This window comes from Caballeronia sp. HLA56 (assembly GCF_054655155.1).
Window position 1 is genome coordinate 998,433 of sequence record NZ_BAAHOB010000002.1, and the last position, 17,503, is coordinate 1,015,935.

Consider the following 17,503-nt stretch of genomic DNA (forward strand, 5'->3'; position numbering starts at 1 on the left):
GGCGTCCACGGGGAGACCACACATGAACGACGACATCACGCAAGATGCATCGGCGTCGGCACGGCCGGCGTCTTACGGCAGCTCGCCACAAAGCGCCACGGACAAATCGATATTTGGACCGCCGCACGTGCGCGCGCTCGTCGCATCGATTTCCGGCTACGCCATGGACGGCTTCGACCTGCTGATCCTCGGTTTTATGCTGAGCCTCATCTCGGCGGACCTTGGACTCAGCTCCGCGCAGGCGGGCTCGCTCGTTACGTGGACGCTAGTCGGCGGCGTCGCGGGTGGCATCGGCTTCGGGATACTCAGCGATTATCTCGGCCGCGTGCGCGTGCTCACTTACACCATTCTGCTCTTTGCGCTGTTCACCGGTCTGTGCGCTTTCGCGACCGGATACCACGACCTGCTAGCGTATCGCTTCGTGGCGGGCCTGGGACTTGGCGGCGAGTTCGGTATCGGCATGGCGCTCGCCATCGAGGCGTGGCCCGCCGAAAAGCGCGGACGCGTCTCCTCGTATGTCGGCATGGGCTGGCAGATCGGCGTGCTGATCGCCGCGCTGCTGACGCCGGTATTGTTACCGCATATCGGGTGGCGCGGCATGTTTCTCGTGGGACTCGCGCCCGCCGTGTTGTCGTTCGTCATCCGCAAGGCGATTGGCGAACCGAAGATCTTCATCGAGAAAGCAATCAGGAGACGGCACGAATTTCCCCTCAAGACGCTGTTTCGCGATCGGGAAACGCGACGCCGCAGCATCGGCATGATCGTCATGTGTTCGGTGCAGAACTTTGGCTACTACGGTCTCATCATCTGGATGCCGGGCTATCTGACGAAGGCGTTCGGCTTCACGCTCGCCAAGTCGGCGACATGGACGGCGGCGTCGATTCTCGGCATGCTGGTCGGCATCTGGATCTTCGGGCAGCTCGCGGACAGAATCGGCAGGAAGCCTACCTTCGTGATCTATCAGTTGGGCGCGCTCGTCATGGTGTTCGTCTACTCGCGCATGACGACGCCCGAGGCGCTACTGATTGGCGGCATGGTGGTCGGCGTGTTCGTAAACGGCATGATGGGCGGCTATGGCGCACTCATGGCCGAGTTGTATCCGACCCATGCACGCGGCACCGCGCAGAATGTGCTGTGGAGCATCGGCCGCGCGGTCGGCGGGTTCGGACCGCTCGCGATCGGCGCGGTGGCGAGCTATTACTCGTTCGGCACGGCCATCGCGGCGCTGGCTTGTATCTATATCGTCGATGTCGTCGCGACTGTCGTGCTGATTCCGGAGTTGAAGGGTGTGGAGTTGGAGTGAGCGGACGTGACAGGCGGAAGACGCTGGCCGGCGGTCGGGATGCATCGCGAGACCGATCACACCCCGACGAGAGCTAGCGTTTGCCACGCCCGCCAGCCGGCTTACCTGCAACCGCGGCTGGCTTGCTGCCGGATTTGCCATGCGGCTTCTTCACGCTAAACGGATTGACGCCGGACAATCCTGTGTCTTGTTGCGCCACAGGCTTGCGCTTGTTTTCACCATCCTGCGGGCGCGACCTCTTGCCGGGCACCGGCGCCGCGCCCGGCGTAACCTGCGGCACTTTCGGCTTTTTGGGCTTTTTAGGTTTTTTGACGATCTCGCCTGTCGCGCTGGTTTGCGGCACGCGATGCTCGGCTTCGAAACCTGGTTCTTCCCGGCGTACCAGCGTTTGCCGGATCAGCGCTTCGATCGCGGCGAGTTGCGGCGCTTCATCGGCACATACGAGCGACACCGCCACGCCGCTCGCGCCCGCGCGGCCGGTGCGGCCAATGCGGTGCACATAGTCTTGCGCCACGATCGGCAGATCGACGTTGATGACCAAAGGCAGGTCGTCGATATCCAGTCCGCGCGCAGCCACATCGGTGGCGACCAGCATATGGACTTCGCCGGTCTTGAAGCGTTCGAGTGCACGCAAACGCGCGGGTTGCGGCTTGTCGCCGTGGATGGTGTCGACCGAATAGCCCGCTTCATCCAGCATGGCCGCCAGATAGTCGACGCCATTACGGGTCTTGACGAACACCAGCGCGTGCTCCCACTTGTTCTCGGCCACGAGGTGCATGAAGAGTTCAGGCTTGTTCCTCTTATCCACCGTCACCACCCACTGCTTGATATTGCTGGCCGTGGCATTGGGCGGACTGACGCTGATATTCACCGGGGCGCGCAGAATGCTCGCGGCCATCGTGCGGATTTCATCGGAGAACGTGGCGGAGAACAGCAGCGTCTGACGCTTTGCGGGCAAGGCGGCGAACACGGCGTTGAGTTCGCGTGCGAAGCCCAGATCGAGCATGCGGTCGGCTTCATCCAGCACTAGCGTCTGTACTCGATCGAACTGCACCGCGTTCTGGCGATTCAGATCCAGCAAACGGCCCGGTGTGGCGACCAGCACATCGACGCCTTTGCGCAAGGCCATCATCTGCGGATTGATGCTCACGCCGCCATACGCGGCCAGGAATCGCAGGTCGAGGCCTTCGCCGTAATCGATAAAGCTTTGCAGCACTTGTTCAGCCAGTTCGCGCGTGGGCACGAGCACGAGAATGCGCGCGCGATTGCTGGACACCGCCGGCCCGTGTTGCACCAGCCGTTGCAGCAGCGGCAGCGCGAAACCCGCGGTCTTGCCCGTGCCGGTCTGCGCGGCCGCCATGACGTCCTGGCCACCGAGCACAGCAGGAATCGCCTTGACCTGTACCGGCGTGGGTGTTTGGTAATTGAGCTTCTGCAGGTTGCGCAGCAACGGATCGATCAGGCCAAGCGAGGCAAAAGACATGCAGGTATTCCGGGCTAAAACCGCAATTTTAGCGGTTACGGCGCTCGTTGCATGCGCCGAGCCATATCGACAGCGAGCAGCGTCGGCAGCCTCTCTTACAGGACGTCGACGGAATCCAACGGTAAGGAGCGCTCATGCAACAGGAAGCGCCTTGAGTGACGCCCTTCACTTCTCGGTGCGTGGTTTCTCGATGGTGACTTTCGCCATGGCCGACCAGTCTCGCTCGCCCAATCCTGCCGCGACGGTTTCAGTCATGCGTTCGTAGACGGCGGCAAGCATCGGCAACGCGGCACCCAACTCTTGCGCGGCTTCAGACGCGAGTCGCAGATCCTTTAGTCCGAGCGATGCCTTGAACCCCGGTTCGTAGTGTTCATCCGCGATATTCGCCGAATAGACTTGATACGACCGGCTGCCGAACGACGTATTTAGATCGTGAGATTTGCCGCTGCCGGCATCAGGGCGCTCGTTGCGACAAGTTCGGACGCTGTGCCGAAACTCGCTGCGAAACCGTCAGCGGCGAAGCGTTCGAAGCGCGTGGAGCAGTCGGGTTCAGCATGACGGGAGCCTGGCGGAACGATCATGCAAGGTGTCGGGGCACGTGCAACGCCTGACCGCGACGCGAACGTGTTGGCTATCCGGTCGTTTCCATTCCCGCAGAACATTCGGACGGCCGCGTCTCTGTTCGTCATCGCACAGTTCGTGTATGGGAGTACGTAGTCAGTCCCGCCTTCCTAACTTATATTTGCATCGGCACCGCAAAAAACGTCCCCGCCCTGATCACCCGCGACCGATGTCCGGTCAAATGCTTCCTCCAAGCGGCGACTCTCAACGCATTGCGCTACAACCAAAAAGGATACGACGCAATGATGTCTTTCCGCTCGGCAATCAAGCCTTTGATGGAACCGACCCTCACGCGCTGCATGGCGCTGGCGTCCGCCGTGTTGCTGGCATCGTGCGGCGGCTCGGACCATACCGATACCACGGTGCCCGACACCATCATGCAGGTGATGAAAAAGCCTGCGTACAGCGGCGCGACGTGGACCATGCAGGTCGTCGATCTGGATTCCGGACATGTCATCTACGAGCTCGACTCGGGCTCACAGGTGTTCATCGCGTCCGTGCGCAAGCTCTTCTCCACAGCCAATGCGCTCGACGTCATCGGTGCGCAGCATCGACTGGTGACGCCGGTCTACAAGCAAGGCACCGTCGATGCAAACGGCACGCTCACCGGCAATCTCGTACTCGTCGCGAGCGGCGATCTCACCATGGGCGGTCGCGCGAATCCGGACGGAACGATCGCGCTCACCGCGTTCGATCACAACGAAGCCAATAGTGTCGGCAACGCGCAAATGACCACGCCCGATCCGCTCGCCGGTTACAACGCGCTGGCCGCGCAGGTCGCCGCCTCGGGCATCAAGATGGTCAATGGCGATGTGGTGATCGACGATCGTCTGTTCGACGCGTTCGACTTCCGCGATGAATTCAACGTGACGCCGATCCTGGTCAACGACGATCTCGTGGATGTCGCCTTCAGCGCGAGCGCGCAAGGCGCGCTGCTGCCGTTCGTGTACCGGCCTCAGTCGGCGGCGTTCACGGTGCTATCGACGCTCACCACGGGCGCGCCGACGTCGGACTTTGCCGTCGTGCTCAATCAGGCATTCCCGGATGAGCCGCTCAACTGTATCGGCCAGGCTACCTGTGTCGGCGAAGTGAGCGGCACGGTGCCGGCGGGGGTTCCGCCCGCGCTGACCGGCGCGTATCCGCTGGTGCAGACGTTTCGCATCACCGATCCCTCCACGTATGCGCGCACGGTGCTGATCGAAGCGCTCGCACGCGCGGGCGTGACCGTGACGGCCGCGCCCGTCAAGGCGAATCCGGTTGCATCCTTGCCGGCGCAAGGTTCTTATTCGAGCGCGCAACGGGTCGCCCAACTCACCGCCGCTCCGTATGCGCAGGATCTGCGTTTCGTGAACAAGGTCAGCTACAACATCGGCGCGGACATTACGCTGATGCAATACGGACTGGCGAAGAACGGCTCGCGCACCATGGCCACGGCGCTTACGACCGAACAAGGCGAACTGTCTTCGACCTTCGGCATTTCGCCGGACCAGTATCACTTCATCGACGGCAGCGGCGGCGGCGATACCACCGCGAACGCGAAGGCTGTCATCACGCTGCTGCGCGCCATGCGGCTCAAGCCCGACTATGCGACATACGTCGATACTTTGCCGGTACTCGGCGTCGATGGCTCGCTCACGACCGTCACCGGCTTCGAGGCCGATCCGACGCTAGCCGGTGCCAAGGGTCGCGTCTACGCCAAGACCGGCACGTATGGCGGTTTGAGCAACACCACACCGCCCCTGCCGCTTCTCAAGTCACAGGCGCTTGCGGGGTATATCGATGCAAAGAGCGGCCGGCGGCTTGCCTTCTTCCTGACCGTGAATAACGTGCCGTTCGTGGGTCTGGAAACCATCCTCGATGCTTTCCAGGACGAAGGCGAGATCGCGGCGCAAATCTGGAAACTGCAATGATGCGACATATGCCGTGGGCCGCTGACTTCGTCGGCGGCCTCACGCTGCCGAAAGATCGATCATTCTCAGAACAGGTGATGAATCCCGGCAAGACACACCACCTGCTTCCCACCCGAAGCCGCCCCGATGCCAAGCGTATTGGCCACCGCGCCGCCGCCCGCCGTTTCGAACATCACATCGGCATAAAGCTGGGTTGTCTTCGATAGCGAATACACATTGGCCGCCGTGAATTGCGTCCAGCGACGCGCGCCGAGCGTCGCCGTCCATGCGCCCACGCCGATTTCCTCCGCGGGTGTCACGCGCAGATTCGCGCCGGCGTCGATGCTGCGAAAATGTTCGCTGCCGCCCTTGGACGCGATGCGCATATCGGTTGCGAGCGCATGCAGCGTGACGCGCTCGAACCGGTACGAGCCACCAATACCCATCTCCCGCACCTGGCTCGCATTGAACGTGGCGCCGGGCGCGAGCGTCTGGCCTTCGAACGAAGTCAGCCCGAGCCCGCTGGATAGCGGCAGCAGCCGGTCGCGGTACTCCGAATACACCGCCACCAGTTTGAGCGGACCATTGGCATAGTTTCCACCGAAACTGATTGTCCGCCCGTTGGTATTGCTGGCCGACGCGCCCGGAAATCCATAAAGCGCGCCGACGCTCAGGCCGCGATAAGCAGCGCTCTTCCACTTGACCGTGCTCGATAACTGCACGGGAAGCGTGCTGCCGAGACCATCGAGATTGCCTGGATGAAACGCGGAAAAGTCGCCGAGCAACTGCGCTGTCGAAACCGAGCCGAGCCAGTCGAAGTTCCAGTCGGTTTGACGCCCGAGCGTGACCGTGCCGAGCGTCGCGTCGGACATTCCGACATAGGCTTGTCGATTGAAGAACGTCGTGCTGCTGGCGGATGCACCCGTCGTCGTGACAAAACCGCTTTCGAGCCTGAACAGCACCGAGCGCCCCGCGCCGATTTCCTCGACACCCTGAAAGCCGAAACGGTCCGCCTGCAAGGTCCCTTGCTGCGCGATATAAGCCGACGAGCCGCGCAAATTGCTCACGTATCCAATACCCGAATCGATGCTGCCGTATAACGTGACGCTGCTTTGCGCGAATGCCAGCGGCGAAACGACGAGCGTGGTCAAACCCGCGACGAGTGTCGCGCGATGAGTTTTTGTTGTCATGCTGTCTGGGAGGAGCGTTAGAAGGAGAACTGCCTGAGCTCGAAAGTCCGGAAATCAGGTTGACTGAACCTTCTCCACCGGCGCGAGACGCCACGCGCCGAATATGAGATTGACGATGATCGCCGTCAGCGTGCCCGCCGCCATGCCGTTACCCATCACGATCTGCAGCGAGCCGGGAAGCGCTGCATAGACGTTGGGCACGAGTATCGGTAACAGACCCATGACGAGCGCCGCAGCCAGCGTGTACTGATTGCCGCGCGCGTGCAGATCGACCTTGCCGAGCAGGTTGATCCCCATCACCCCGATCATCGCGAAGACGATCAGCGCGGTGCCGCCGACCACGGGCGCCGGAATCGCGTAGGCAAGGCGTCCGAGCGGCACGAACAGCGCGATGAGCATCAGCATCACGCCCGCCGTCGCGGTGACGTAGCGAGACCGCACACGCGTGGTCTGCACGACGCCGATATTCTCCGCGCTCGTGATGATGAGCGACGTGCCGAGCAACGAGCCGATCAGCGACGCGAGCGCATCGCCGCGAATCGTGCGCGGTACGTCGCGGCGAACGTCGATCTTCCTGCCCGTGATCTCGCCGACGGCAACCGTCTGTCCAGTGGCTTCGGCCATCGAAATGACACTGAAGATCAGCATGGGAAGCGCGGCCAGCACGTCGAAGCGCGGCATGCCGAAGGGCAATAGCATCGGCCACGTGAAGAGTGGGCCGCTCCAGAGGCCGCTTAGGGACATCGAACCCATTGCCCAGGCGGCGAACGTGCCGATGACAAGACCCAGCAGCACCGCGAGCCTGCCCAGCGTGCCCTTGAAGAGACGCGCGACCGCGAGCGTGGCCACGATGGTCAGCAGCGCAAGTCCGAGCGCCTCGGGCCGCGCAAAGCCCGGCGTCCCCGGCTGCCCGACGACGATTCCGGCGTAAATCCGGATGAGACTGACCGAGACGAGCAGCAGCATGGCGCCCACGACCACGCGCGGAAAGAAGCGCAGACAGCGCGCGAATACCGGCAGCACGATCCAGTAGAAGAGACTGGTGAGGATCGCCGCGCCCGCCGCGGTACGCAGATCCGTTTGCATCGCGATGACGGCGAAGAGCATCGCGGGCGCGCCGCCCGGCACCATCACGAATGGCAGCCGCGCGCCCACCGGCCCCGCGCCGAGCGACTGTAAGATCGTGCCGGCGCCGCACACGAAGAACGTCGCGCCGATCAGATGCACGGTCATCTCGGCTGGCAGCGACAACATGCGCGACATCAGAAAGACCGCCGTAACGGGCGATGCGGCCATGGACAGCACATGTTGCAAACCGAACAGCGCGAGTTGCCATGCGGGCAAACGCGCGTCGACATCATGCGTGGCGGATTCAGCTTTCACGAGACCCCCATGGTTTCGAAGCGCGTGGCGCACGGCGCTCAAGCAGGCAACCACGGCAATTGCTCGCGGCGGTAGCGGAAGGTTTGAAAGACGCTGTTCAATTGCCCCGGACCTGTCTTGCGGGCCGCTTCGTCCGGGTATTCGGCGAACCACGGAATCACGTATTCCCATACCACTTCGCCTGCGGGCGTGACTTCGAAAAGACGCCCCGTCGCCGATTCGGTGATATGCGTGTTGCCGTTCGCGAGCCGCTGGGCGTTGCCCATGAACGCGCTGTAGAACATGTTGACCATGTCGTCGGCGTAAGACCATACGATTTCGTGCGTCGACGGATCGATCTCCAACACACGCGAGAATGCCACGTGCGCGCCCGCGCGAAAGTTGCCGTTGTCGAACGTGAGGATGTTGCCGTTGGCGAGCGCGACCGGCGCATGCTGATGCGAAATCACGTCCGGTGGGATATGCATGGTCACGTGGCCCGTTCGACGGTCGACCGCGATAATGCCCGACGTGGTGCGTAAGCTCATCAGCACCTCGCCTTGCGCATTCACACCGAGCCCGTTCACGAGCGGCCAGTGATAACGGCCGAAGCCCGGCGCGATAGGAAAGTCTTTCGGATCGAGATGCTCAGAGGCTTTCCATTCCCACACGAGTTCGCCCGCGCGATTCACTTCGCGGATCACGTCCGCGAACATGGGCTCGTCCGGACCATGCGCCGTGCCGCCCGGCACGCGATCGGCGAAACCCGCGGGCACCGGCGCGCACGCGGCGTACAGCAGGTTTCCGTTCGGCAGCCACTGCGCGTCGTGATGATGCGCCGGGTCCTGGTAACGCCACACCACCTCGCCCTCCGGCGTGGCTTCGTAAAAATCGCCGCCGTGCCACATCGACCAAGGCGCATATCGATCTTCCGAATCCGCATGATTGCCGTTGTAACCGAGATTGCCGTTCGGGAGAATCACCGCATGACGGCCGGGGCGCACCGGCATCTGCCATTCATGCACGACTTCGCCGCGCATATCGACGAGAAACACGCGCCCGCCTGCCGTTTGCGGCGCGATCAGTGTATAGCCGCCAGCGGACAGGTTGGGGTCGTGCGCTATGAGCCCGACGCCGCGGCGACGCTGGGTGATTTGATCGACGGTGGTAGTCACGGTTTGCTCCGTTAAGATGATGGAGCAAAATTTAGGCTATTCCACGCGTCAGTAAAACCTGATTGTTTTAAACGGGTCGTCAGAAAAATCCATACGGTAAGCCATGCGTCCAATATCACAGACCTTCCGTTGCTTCGACGAAGTCGTCAGGCGCGGTTCCATCCGCAAGGCGGCCGAATCGCTGCATCTGACCGCGGCTGCGGTGCATCAGCAGATCCTCAATCTGGAAGAACAGGTCGGCTCGCCGCTCTTCGACCGCTTGCCGCGCGGCATGCAGCTCACCACGGCGGGCGAGATCATCATCGCGGCCGTGCGGCGCGGTCAGCGCGATTTCGACAACGCGATGACTCAGGTCGAGGACTTGCGCTCGCTGCGGCGCGGACACGTCAATCTGGCCGTGTCGCCTTCGTCGGCGGAGTATCTGGTGCCCGGCGCGATTCAGGCCGCGATGACGCGCTATCCGGGCGTCACCTACAGCGTGCGTTCGGGTAACGGCGAAAACATCTTGAAGTGGGTGGAGACCGGTGAGGCCGACATTGGCTACGGCCTGCGTCGCAAGCCGCCGCCCGGCGTCGTGGAAGTGCGCGCATACGTGCAGCATCTCGGCGTGGTCACGCCACCGGGACATCCGCTCACGAAACTCCAGCGACGTCCGCGACTACGCGACTGCCTTGGCTATCCGCTCATCCTGATGTCGCCGGATACCGAATTGCGCGCGATGGTCGATCAAATCGATCACCGCGACCGGCGCAATGCGCGACCGCTCGTCGAAACCAGTTCGGTCGCCATGGTGCGCCGGCTGGTGGCGGATGGCATCGGCATCGGCTTTCTGATTGCGGAGAATGTCGCGGAAGACGTCGCCGGGGGCAAGCTCGCATGGACGCCGCTCGCCGATGCGGGCGCGCAATCGTCCAGTTGCCTGTATCAACGCTCCGATCTGACGACCACGGTCGCGATGGGCATGTTCCTGCAATTTCTCGGACAGGCTATCGAGCAAACCGAGGACCGCTTCCACACGTCGACGCGCCCCGTGCGCAAGCGCGGCGCACGGGTCTAGCGAGCACTATCCTAGCGATGATACTTGTCGTCGAGCTCGTTGATCGCGTTCACATTGCCCGCGCTGCGTCCATTCTCGTCGAAGGTATTGGCGAGAAACGAATCGGCGATGGTCTTCGCGACTTCAGGTCCGATCACGCGCGAGCCCATCGTGATGATCTGCGCGTTGTTGGAAAGCGCCGCGCGTTCCGCCGAATAAGTATCGTGGCACAGCGCGGCGCGAATGCCCGGCACCTTGTTCGCCGAGATGCTTACACCAATGCCCGTCCCGCACACGAGAATCGCGCGATCGTATTCGCCGCTCATCACACCGGAGGCCACGCGGTCCGAGAGATTGGCGTAAAACTCGTTCGGGCTCGCCTCATTGTGCGACACCTCGAATACCTCGAAGCGGTCCTTCAAATAATCCGCCAGCACGCGTGCAAGTCCCACTCCGGCGCTGTCTCCACCAATTGCTAGCTTCATGAGTATCTCCGTCGATTGTTCGATGCAAGTCGAGCATGCCAAGTCAAAGCACCGCGCCGACGCGTTTCAAAATATCCAGATAGCCGCTCACGCTCCACGCCGAACGGCCGATGAAAAGTCCATCGATGTGCGGGCACGCGGCCAGTTCCGCGCAGTTGCCCGGATTGACGGAGCCGCCGTACAAACAGGGAATGCTTCGCCCGAGCGTTTCCTCCGCTACTTCGCTGATCTCGGCTTGACGCGCATCCGCATATTCGGGACTAGCCGGAATGCCGCTCTCGCCGATAGCCCATACAGGCTCGTACGCGAGCAGAATCGGCGCCGTTCGTTGTTCTGGAGAAAGACGCGCCAACGCGCCGCGCACCTCGGTGGCCAACACGTCCGCAGCGCGTCCGCTCTCTTTGTCGGCGAGCGTTTCGCCAATGCAGATCAGCGGCGTCAATCCGTGACGCACGGCGGCCTCGACCTTGCGTCCGACGGTGTCGTCGGTTTCGCCGAAGTGCTCGCGCCGTTCGGAATGGCCGAGTTCGACGAGATCCATGCCGCAATCGACCAGCATCGGCGGGGAAATTTCGCCGGTCCACGCGCCCTCTTCGGCCCAATGCATGTTTTGCGCGCCGACCTTGACATTGGTCTCGGCGAGAATCGACTTCACTTCGCGAATCGCGGTGAACGGCGGAATCACGAAGCACTGGATTCGCGGGTCGTCAGGGCTCGCGAGCAAACCCTCGGCGAAAGCGATCGCTTGCGCCAGGGTCTTGTTCATCTTCCAGCTCGTGCCAACCCAGAACGGGGTATCAGACATGGTTAGGTTGTCGGACAGTGTGTCTTGCAAATGAGGCCGCGTCATGCGCCGGACGTGCCTCATGCCCGCCCGGCGCGCGGATGAAAACGCCTGCTAGGTCACTTCGAAAGCACGAACGGCGCGGTGTATTTCGACACGTTCGCCTTCGTGATCAGCACGCAGTCGAACAACTGCTTTTCGCTGGCGGCGCCCGTCTTGCCGGTCTTCAGGAACTGATCGGCTTCCTGCACGGCCTTGGCGGAAAACTCCGCGACCGGTTGCAGCACGGTGTACTGCAACTCGCCCGCTTTCACTGCCTCGACCGCGGCCGGCGAGCCATCGAAACCACCGACTTTCACGTTCTTCAGCTTGCCCGATTGCTTGAGCGCCGCAATCGCGCCGAGCGCCATTTCATCGTTGCCGCTGATCACGCCGATCACATCCGGGTGCGCCTGCAACAGGCTCTGCGTTGCATTGAAGCCTTGCGTACGATCCCAGTTGGCCACTTGCGAGCCGACCATCTTCAGATCCGGATACTGCGAGAGCACCGACTTGTAGCCGTTGGAACGCGTCGCGGCGTTGTTGTCCGAAGGCGAGCCGAGCAATTCGACATAGTTGCCCTTCGGCCCGACATCCTTCGTCCATTGCTGAGCACCGAGCGCCGCGCCTTGCGCGTTGTTCGACACGAGCTGCGCCTTCGCGAGCCCCGGCTGGTTGATTTCCGCGTTGACGAGGAACACCGGAATGTTCGCGGCAATCGCCTTCTTCACGGCGCCGACGGAGCCGCTCGCATTGGCCGGATCGAGAATGATCGCAACCGACTTGTTGGTGATGGCCGTGTCGATCTGCTGGCTTTCGGTGTTCGTGTCGCCTTTCGACGCCGACACGTTCGCGCTATAGCCTAGCTTCTTGGCTTCCGCCGCCGCGATGTTGCCTTCGGCGAGCCAGTACGGATTGGCGGGATCGTTGACGATAATGCTGATCAGCCCGCCCGCCGCCTGAGCCTGGCTCGCAAACAAGGGCGCAGCCACGGCGAGGGCCGCAAGGATCAAGGTCTTTCTCTTCATAGTCATGGCGTGTCTCTTTCTTGGGTTGGTGTTGGCGCAGGACTTCGATATTCTTCTCGCGTGCCGGAGGTCGGGCTATGCCTTGCCGCCGCCTTGCGGAGAAGCCAGTGGGCCGCCGGTCGGCGTCGGACGCTTGACCTTGCGGCGATATTGAATGGCGTTGAGCAACACCGCGAGCACGATGACCGCGCCGGTGAATACCGTTTGCCAGTAAGACGAGATGCCGATGATCACGAGCCCGTCGGACAGAAAGCCGATCACGAACGCGCCGAGCAACGTGCCGCGAATGTTGCCGGTGCCGCCCATCAGCGATGCCCCGCCGATCACGACCGCCGCGATGGCCGTCAGTTCGTAGGTCGTGCCCGCGGTCGGCCCGGCGGACGTGAGCTGCGACGAAAGAATCAGTCCCGCGATAGCCGCGCACATTCCCGACAGCATGTACACGCTGATCAGCACGCGCTTCACGGGCACGCCCGACAATTCCGCCGCGCGGTCGTTGCCGCCGGACGCATAGAGCCAGCGCCCGAAGGCCGAGCGATTGAGCGCGATACTGCCGAGAATCGCGATGATCGCGAGAATCAGCACGCCCACCGGCACGTTGAACAAGCGGTCGAAGCCCAGGTAGTCGAAGCCGGTATTGCCCAGGTCCGCCTGACCGCCCAGGTTGTTGTACGTGAGGCCATTGGTCATGAGAAGGGCAAAACCGCGCACCACGTACATCACGCCGAGCGTGGCGACGAAGGCCGGCACCTTGAAGCGCGCAATGAGAATGCCGTTCACGAGCCCGATGAACGCGCCGAGCGCGCAGCACAGCACCACCACGACCCAGACCGACGGGTACATGACGACCCCGAACATGTTGAGCGTCACGCCTTGCATGAAAAATCCCGCGACGACGCCCGACAGCCCGAGCGTCGAACCCACCGACAAATCAATGCCGCCGTTGATGATCACGAGCAGCATGCCGATCGCGAGAATCCCGTAGATAGCCACGTGTGAGGCCATCGTAAGGAAGTTTTCTACTGCGAAATAATTCGGCGAGAGAAACGAAAAGATGATGATGATGGCGATCAGCGCGAAGAACGCGCGTCCTTCGAGCAGCACTTTGCCGAGGTCGAACCCTTCGCCGGACGATCCGGAGCGAGTCGATGTTTTGGCGGCGTCGTTCATGTTCAATGTCTCCAGGCATGTTCTGATTCAGGCGACCACGGCTTCGCCGGAGGCGGCCATGATGTCGTCCTTGTTGGCGTTGGGGCCGAATTCCGCGGAAATCTTTCCGCGCCGCATGACGATGATGCGATGCGCAACGCTCAGGCATTCGCCCACTTCCGACGTCGAATACACGACGGCCAAACCCTTCTTCGCGTTCTCGGCGAGCAGACGAAAGACTTCCGACTTCGCACCGATGTCGATGCCGCGACTGGGTTCGTCGAGCAGAATGACGCGCGGTCCGGTTGCCAGCATCTTGCCGATCACCACCTTCTGCTGATTTCCGCCCGACAGCGAACGGATCGAAGCGCCCGGGCCCGAGGTCTTCACGTGCACGTTGCGGATCGACTGGCCGACGAGTTCACGCTCGACCGGCGGTGACATCAAGATGCCCTTCACGAAAGAGCGGATGCTCGCGAGCGACAAGTTCGAGCCGACGCTCATCGTCGGCACGAGGCCGTCGCGCTGACGATCTTCCGGCACCAGCACGAGCCCACGGCCAATGCGCTGCGCAATACTCAGCCCCGCCATGCTCTCGCCTTCGAGCCGAATGGTTCCGCCCGTCACCGGCAGCCGCGTGCGTCCCGCGACCGCTTCGAGCAGTTCCGTGCGGCCCGCGCCCATCAGTCCGTAGATGCAGACGATCTCTCCCGCGCGCACCTTGAGCGACAGACGATCGACCACGGACACGCCTGAGCCGGATTCATCGGCGATGCTGACATCGTCGATATCGAGCGCGACTTCGCCGAACTCGTAGCCGGTCGGCGGCGAGCCGAGGTCGAAGTTCTCGCCCACCATGTTGCGCACGATCCATCCGAGGTCGATGTCCTTGCGCTCCGCCGTCGCGGTGATGCGGCCATCGCGCAGCACCACGGCATAGTCCGTGACCTGCAATGCTTCTTCCAGATGATGCGAGATGTAGACGATCGATACGCCCCGGCTCGTCAAGTCGCGAATCACCTTGAACAGCACCTCCACTTCGGATGCGCTCAGCGCCGAAGTCGGTTCGTCCATGATCAGGATGCGCGAATCGACCGACAACGCCCGCGCGATCTCGACGACCTGCTGCTGACCGAGGCGCAGATCGCGCACCAGCGTCATGGGGTCGACGTCTTCTTCGAGTTCCTCCATCAGCGCGCGCGTCTGCCGCGCTTCTTCGGCGAAGTTGACGCCGGTCGGCGTGCGCAGCTCGCGGCCCATGAAGACGTTGTCGCGCACGCTCAGGTTCGGCGCGAGACTCAGTTCCTGATGAATGATGGAGATGCCGTGATTGCGCGCATCCGTCGATGACGTGAACGCCACGCGTTCGCCATCCAGCTCGATTTCTCCCGAGGTCGGTTTTTCCACGCCGGAGAGGATTTTCATGAGCGTCGACTTGCCCGCGCCGTTTTCGCCGAAGAGCGTCGTGACCTTGCCGCGATGAATCTCGAAGTTCACGCCCTTGAGCGCATGCACGCCGCCATACGACTTGACGACATCGCGCGCGGACAGCAGCACGCCATCCTTCGCCGCGCCCTGTTCGTTGGTTGGATCGATGGTGCTCATTTCGCGTCCAGCTTCACAGGAGTGACGAGCCAGCCGTTCGGATTGATCAGCTGGAACACGCCGACGACATCGACTGTCTTGCCCGTCAACTTGGCGGTATCGACCTTCGACAGAACCTGTTTCTTCATCTCCGTGTTGATGGCGTAACCGGCGTTCTGGTAATCGATCTGATTCGTGAACTGCCCGAAGCTGATGTCGCCCGTGGCATCGCGCAAGTCGGTGCCGTTGATCGCCGGTCCCGTCTGCACGCGTATGACGAGCGAATCGGGCAGGCCCGGCACCTTGACTTCGTACACGCCGGAGTCTTCCTTGCCCGCGACACCCGAGAACTTCACCGACATCTCAGGACCGATGCCGCCGCCCGCGATGCCGTATTGCTTGCCCGCCGCGTCCTGATCCTTGGCAATGGCGGCGGCCAGCGTCGCCGCATCGACGGCGCGCTTTTCTATCGCGGCCTGCGTCTTCGGAAACTGCTTCTTGCCGTACGCTTCCGGCTCGAATTCCTTGGTCTGCGTATCGGCGCCGGAACCGATCTTCACGATTTTGGTACTCATGGCCATCGCGATCAGCAAAATGGCCAGCAACACGATGCCGATCACAACGCGCATGCCGCGCTTGCCCTGATGCTTGATCGACGGAGTCATTGCGCTCATTGGCTCACCTCGCGGCTGTCCATTCGTTCAGTGCGTGTCATGTCTTCCCCAGTTTTCTGCAATCACGTTGATGACCATCGCGGCGGAGGCCGCGCCCGGATCGATGTGACCGATGCTGCGTTCACCGAGGCGCGCCGATCTTCCCTTGGTCGCCACCATCGCCTTCGTGGATTCCGCGCCCGCGTTCGCCGCTTCGCGAACGCGCGTCAGGATGTCGCTCACGGACAAGCCGTCCGCCATGCCTTCTTCGGCTGCCGAGGCGGCAGGCGCCCACGCATCGACCATGGTTTTTTCGCCGACTTCCGCCTTGCCGCGCGACCGGATGCCTTGGGCCATCGCGACGATCAACCCCGGCGCGTCGTTCAGCGGCAATGCCTGACGCGCACCCGCCGCCTTCGCCGCGCGCATGAACGCCGTTGCGTAAAGCGGCCCCGACGATGCGCCAACCGCGTTAAGAAAACCCTTGGCCGCGGCGTTCCACTGATCCGCGAACGTGCAGTCGGACGGCAACGCGTCGATGGCCCTGGACGCGGCAGAAAAGCCCTGCTCCATCGCGATGCCGTGGTCCGCGTCGCCGATCACGCCGTCGAGCCGGCACAGTTCGTCGCGCGCCGCCGCGATGGTGCTCGCGAGTTCGCGGAACAGTTGCGCGTTGTCGGCGGTGGAAAGCGCGGACATCATGCGGCCCTCTGCTGAAACATCGCGCACTCGCACGGATGATCGATGAGGCGCTGCAATTCATCGTCGAGATGCATGACGGTGATCGACGCGCCCGCCATTTCCAGCGATGTGCACAGCGGCCCCACGAGCGTGCGATGCACGACGAGTCCCGCCTCCTGCAAGCGCTGCGAAACGCGCCGGTTGAGAATGTAAAGCTCCATGAGGGGCGTCGAGCCGAGCGAATTCACGAGTACCGCCACGCGGTCGCCCTTGGCCGCGCCCATCTCGGCGAGGATCGCATCCATGATTTCGTCGGTGATGTCGTCGGCCGTGCGCAAGGCTTCCCGGCGCATGCCCGGTTCGCCATGAATGCCCATGCCGATTTCCATGTCGCCGGCGGCAATCTCAAAGTTCGGTTGACGCGTCTGCGGCAGCGAGCAAGGCGCGAGCGCCACGCCGAGCGTGTACGTGCGCGCATTGGCATGGCGCGCGACGCGCTCCACCTCGCCGAGCGGCATCATCAGGTCCGCCGCGGCGCCCGCTGCCTTGAAGATGAACACGTTGCCCGCCACGCCGCGCCGCGTCTCGCGCTTGTCGCGCGGCGCGGAGGCGATGTCGTCGGTGGTCAGCACGGTGCGCGCCTCGACGCCGTCGAGTTCGAGCAGTTCGGTCGCCATGTCGAAGTTCATGACATCGCCCGCGTAATTGCCGTACATGAACAGCACGCCCGCGTTGCCATGCGCGGCGAGCGCGGCATCGACGGCCGGTTGCGGCGGCGGCGAAGCGAAGACGTTGCCGATCACGGCGGCATCGGCGAGACCGCGGCCGACGAAGCCCAGAAACGTCGGCTCGTGTCCCGATCCTCCGCCGATGATCAACGCCACCTTGCCCTCACGCGGCCCGTTGCGCGCGATGATCGCCCGGGGCGCGCTGTCGCTGCGCGTCAGCAGATCGCCGTGCGCGGCCATGACGCCCTCGAGCATCTCGTCGACGGCGGCATCGCCATCGTTGATCAGCTTTTGTGTCATCGTGCCTGGCATG

Annotated in this window: 15 protein-coding genes and 1 pseudogene; 3 read left to right on the forward strand and 13 right to left on the reverse strand. The window is 62.8% G+C overall.

The genetic code is table 11. The features are described from left to right. Nucleotides 1-22: 22 nt before the first annotated feature. Nucleotides 23-1,303, forward strand: coding sequence for an MFS transporter (locus ACYQ47_RS10940; RefSeq protein ID WP_459905388.1), 1,281 nt, complete (start codon nt 23-25; stop codon nt 1,301-1,303). A gap of 73 nt (nt 1,304-1,376) precedes the next feature. On the opposite strand, the gene ACYQ47_RS10945 is transcribed toward ACYQ47_RS10940, so the two are convergent. Together ACYQ47_RS10945 and ACYQ47_RS10950 are read right to left on the reverse strand one after the other, a co-directional pair. Next, a complete protein-coding gene (locus ACYQ47_RS10945) occupies nt 1,377-2,786 on the reverse strand; it encodes a DEAD/DEAH box helicase (protein WP_459905389.1) in 1,410 nt (469 codons plus the stop codon). Between the two features lie 165 nt (nt 2,787-2,951). Then, nucleotides 2,952-3,200 (reverse strand): annotated as a pseudogene (locus tag ACYQ47_RS10950) (NAD-binding protein); the annotation flags it as partial. 449 nt (nt 3,201-3,649) lie between these two features. Between ACYQ47_RS10950 and dacB the strand changes: the two are divergent. Further along, nucleotides 3,650-5,317 (forward strand): D-alanyl-D-alanine carboxypeptidase/D-alanyl-D-alanine endopeptidase, encoded by a 1,668-nt coding sequence (dacB, locus tag ACYQ47_RS10955; RefSeq protein WP_459905390.1) that lies wholly within the window; start codon nt 3,650-3,652, stop codon nt 5,315-5,317. Nucleotides 5,318-5,382: 65 nt separating this feature from the next. On the opposite strand, the gene ACYQ47_RS10960 is transcribed toward dacB, so the two are convergent. From ACYQ47_RS10960 to ACYQ47_RS10970, 3 genes are read right to left on the reverse strand one after another with little or no spacing between them, the layout of a single operon-like run. After that, nucleotides 5,383-6,486 (reverse strand): porin, encoded by a 1,104-nt coding sequence (locus tag ACYQ47_RS10960; RefSeq protein ID WP_459905391.1) that lies wholly within the window; start codon nt 6,484-6,486, stop codon nt 5,383-5,385. 54 nt (nt 6,487-6,540) lie between these two features. Continuing rightward, complete coding sequence (locus tag ACYQ47_RS10965; protein ID WP_244830422.1) at nt 6,541-7,869, reverse strand: uracil-xanthine permease family protein; 1,329 nt, start codon at nt 7,867-7,869, stop codon at nt 6,541-6,543. 38 nt (nt 7,870-7,907) lie between these two features. Continuing rightward, on the reverse strand, nt 7,908-9,023 hold the full coding sequence (locus ACYQ47_RS10970) for an aryl-sulfate sulfotransferase (RefSeq protein WP_459905392.1): 1,116 nt from the start codon (nt 9,021-9,023) through the stop codon (nt 7,908-7,910). 103 nt (nt 9,024-9,126) lie between these two features. Here ACYQ47_RS10970 and ACYQ47_RS10975 point away from each other — a divergent pair, with 103 nt between their 5' ends. Continuing rightward, nucleotides 9,127-10,080: a LysR family transcriptional regulator gene (locus ACYQ47_RS10975; RefSeq protein ID WP_244830425.1), complete on the forward strand. Its 954-nt coding sequence runs from the start codon at nt 9,127-9,129 to the stop codon at nt 10,078-10,080. 11 nt (nt 10,081-10,091) lie between these two features. Here ACYQ47_RS10975 and derI read toward each other — a convergent pair whose 3' ends face one another. The 8 genes from derI to ACYQ47_RS11015 form a co-directional block, all read right to left on the reverse strand. Next, nucleotides 10,092-10,544 carry a D-erythrulose-4-phosphate isomerase gene (derI, locus tag ACYQ47_RS10980; RefSeq protein ID WP_244830427.1) on the reverse strand — a complete coding sequence of 151 codons (453 nt, stop codon included), beginning with the start codon at nt 10,542-10,544 and terminating at the stop codon, nt 10,092-10,094. Nucleotides 10,545-10,587: 43 nt separating this feature from the next. Next, nucleotides 10,588-11,412 (reverse strand): triose-phosphate isomerase, encoded by an 825-nt coding sequence (locus ACYQ47_RS10985; protein WP_459905393.1) that lies wholly within the window; start codon nt 11,410-11,412, stop codon nt 10,588-10,590. 35 nt (nt 11,413-11,447) lie between these two features. Beyond that, nucleotides 11,448-12,401, reverse strand: a complete 954-nt coding sequence (locus ACYQ47_RS10990; protein WP_310392287.1) for a D-ribose ABC transporter substrate-binding protein — start codon at nt 12,399-12,401, stop codon at nt 11,448-11,450. A 69-nt stretch (nt 12,402-12,470) separates the two neighbouring features. Beyond that, the gene (locus tag ACYQ47_RS10995) at nt 12,471-13,565 is read right to left on the reverse strand and encodes an ABC transporter permease (RefSeq protein ID WP_244830432.1); all 1,095 of its coding nucleotides are present in this window, start codon (nt 13,563-13,565) and stop codon (nt 12,471-12,473) included. A 27-nt stretch (nt 13,566-13,592) separates the two neighbouring features. Continuing rightward, nucleotides 13,593-15,149 carry a sugar ABC transporter ATP-binding protein gene (locus tag ACYQ47_RS11000; RefSeq protein WP_459905394.1) on the reverse strand — a complete coding sequence of 519 codons (1,557 nt, stop codon included), beginning with the start codon at nt 15,147-15,149 and terminating at the stop codon, nt 13,593-13,595. Beyond that, nucleotides 15,146-15,802, reverse strand: a complete 657-nt coding sequence (locus ACYQ47_RS11005) for a DUF2291 family protein (protein WP_250468268.1) — start codon at nt 15,800-15,802, stop codon at nt 15,146-15,148. The genes ACYQ47_RS11000 and ACYQ47_RS11005 overlap by 4 nt, the downstream gene beginning before the upstream one ends. Before the next feature lie 27 nt (nt 15,803-15,829). Next, nucleotides 15,830-16,483 carry a dihydroxyacetone kinase subunit DhaL gene (gene dhaL, locus ACYQ47_RS11010; protein WP_459905395.1) on the reverse strand — a complete coding sequence of 218 codons (654 nt, stop codon included), beginning with the start codon at nt 16,481-16,483 and terminating at the stop codon, nt 15,830-15,832. Continuing rightward, nucleotides 16,480-17,502, reverse strand: a complete 1,023-nt coding sequence (locus tag ACYQ47_RS11015) for a dihydroxyacetone kinase subunit DhaK (RefSeq protein WP_244830439.1) — start codon at nt 17,500-17,502, stop codon at nt 16,480-16,482. The genes dhaL and ACYQ47_RS11015 overlap by 4 nt, the downstream gene beginning before the upstream one ends. Nucleotide 17,503: the final 1 nt, after the last annotated feature.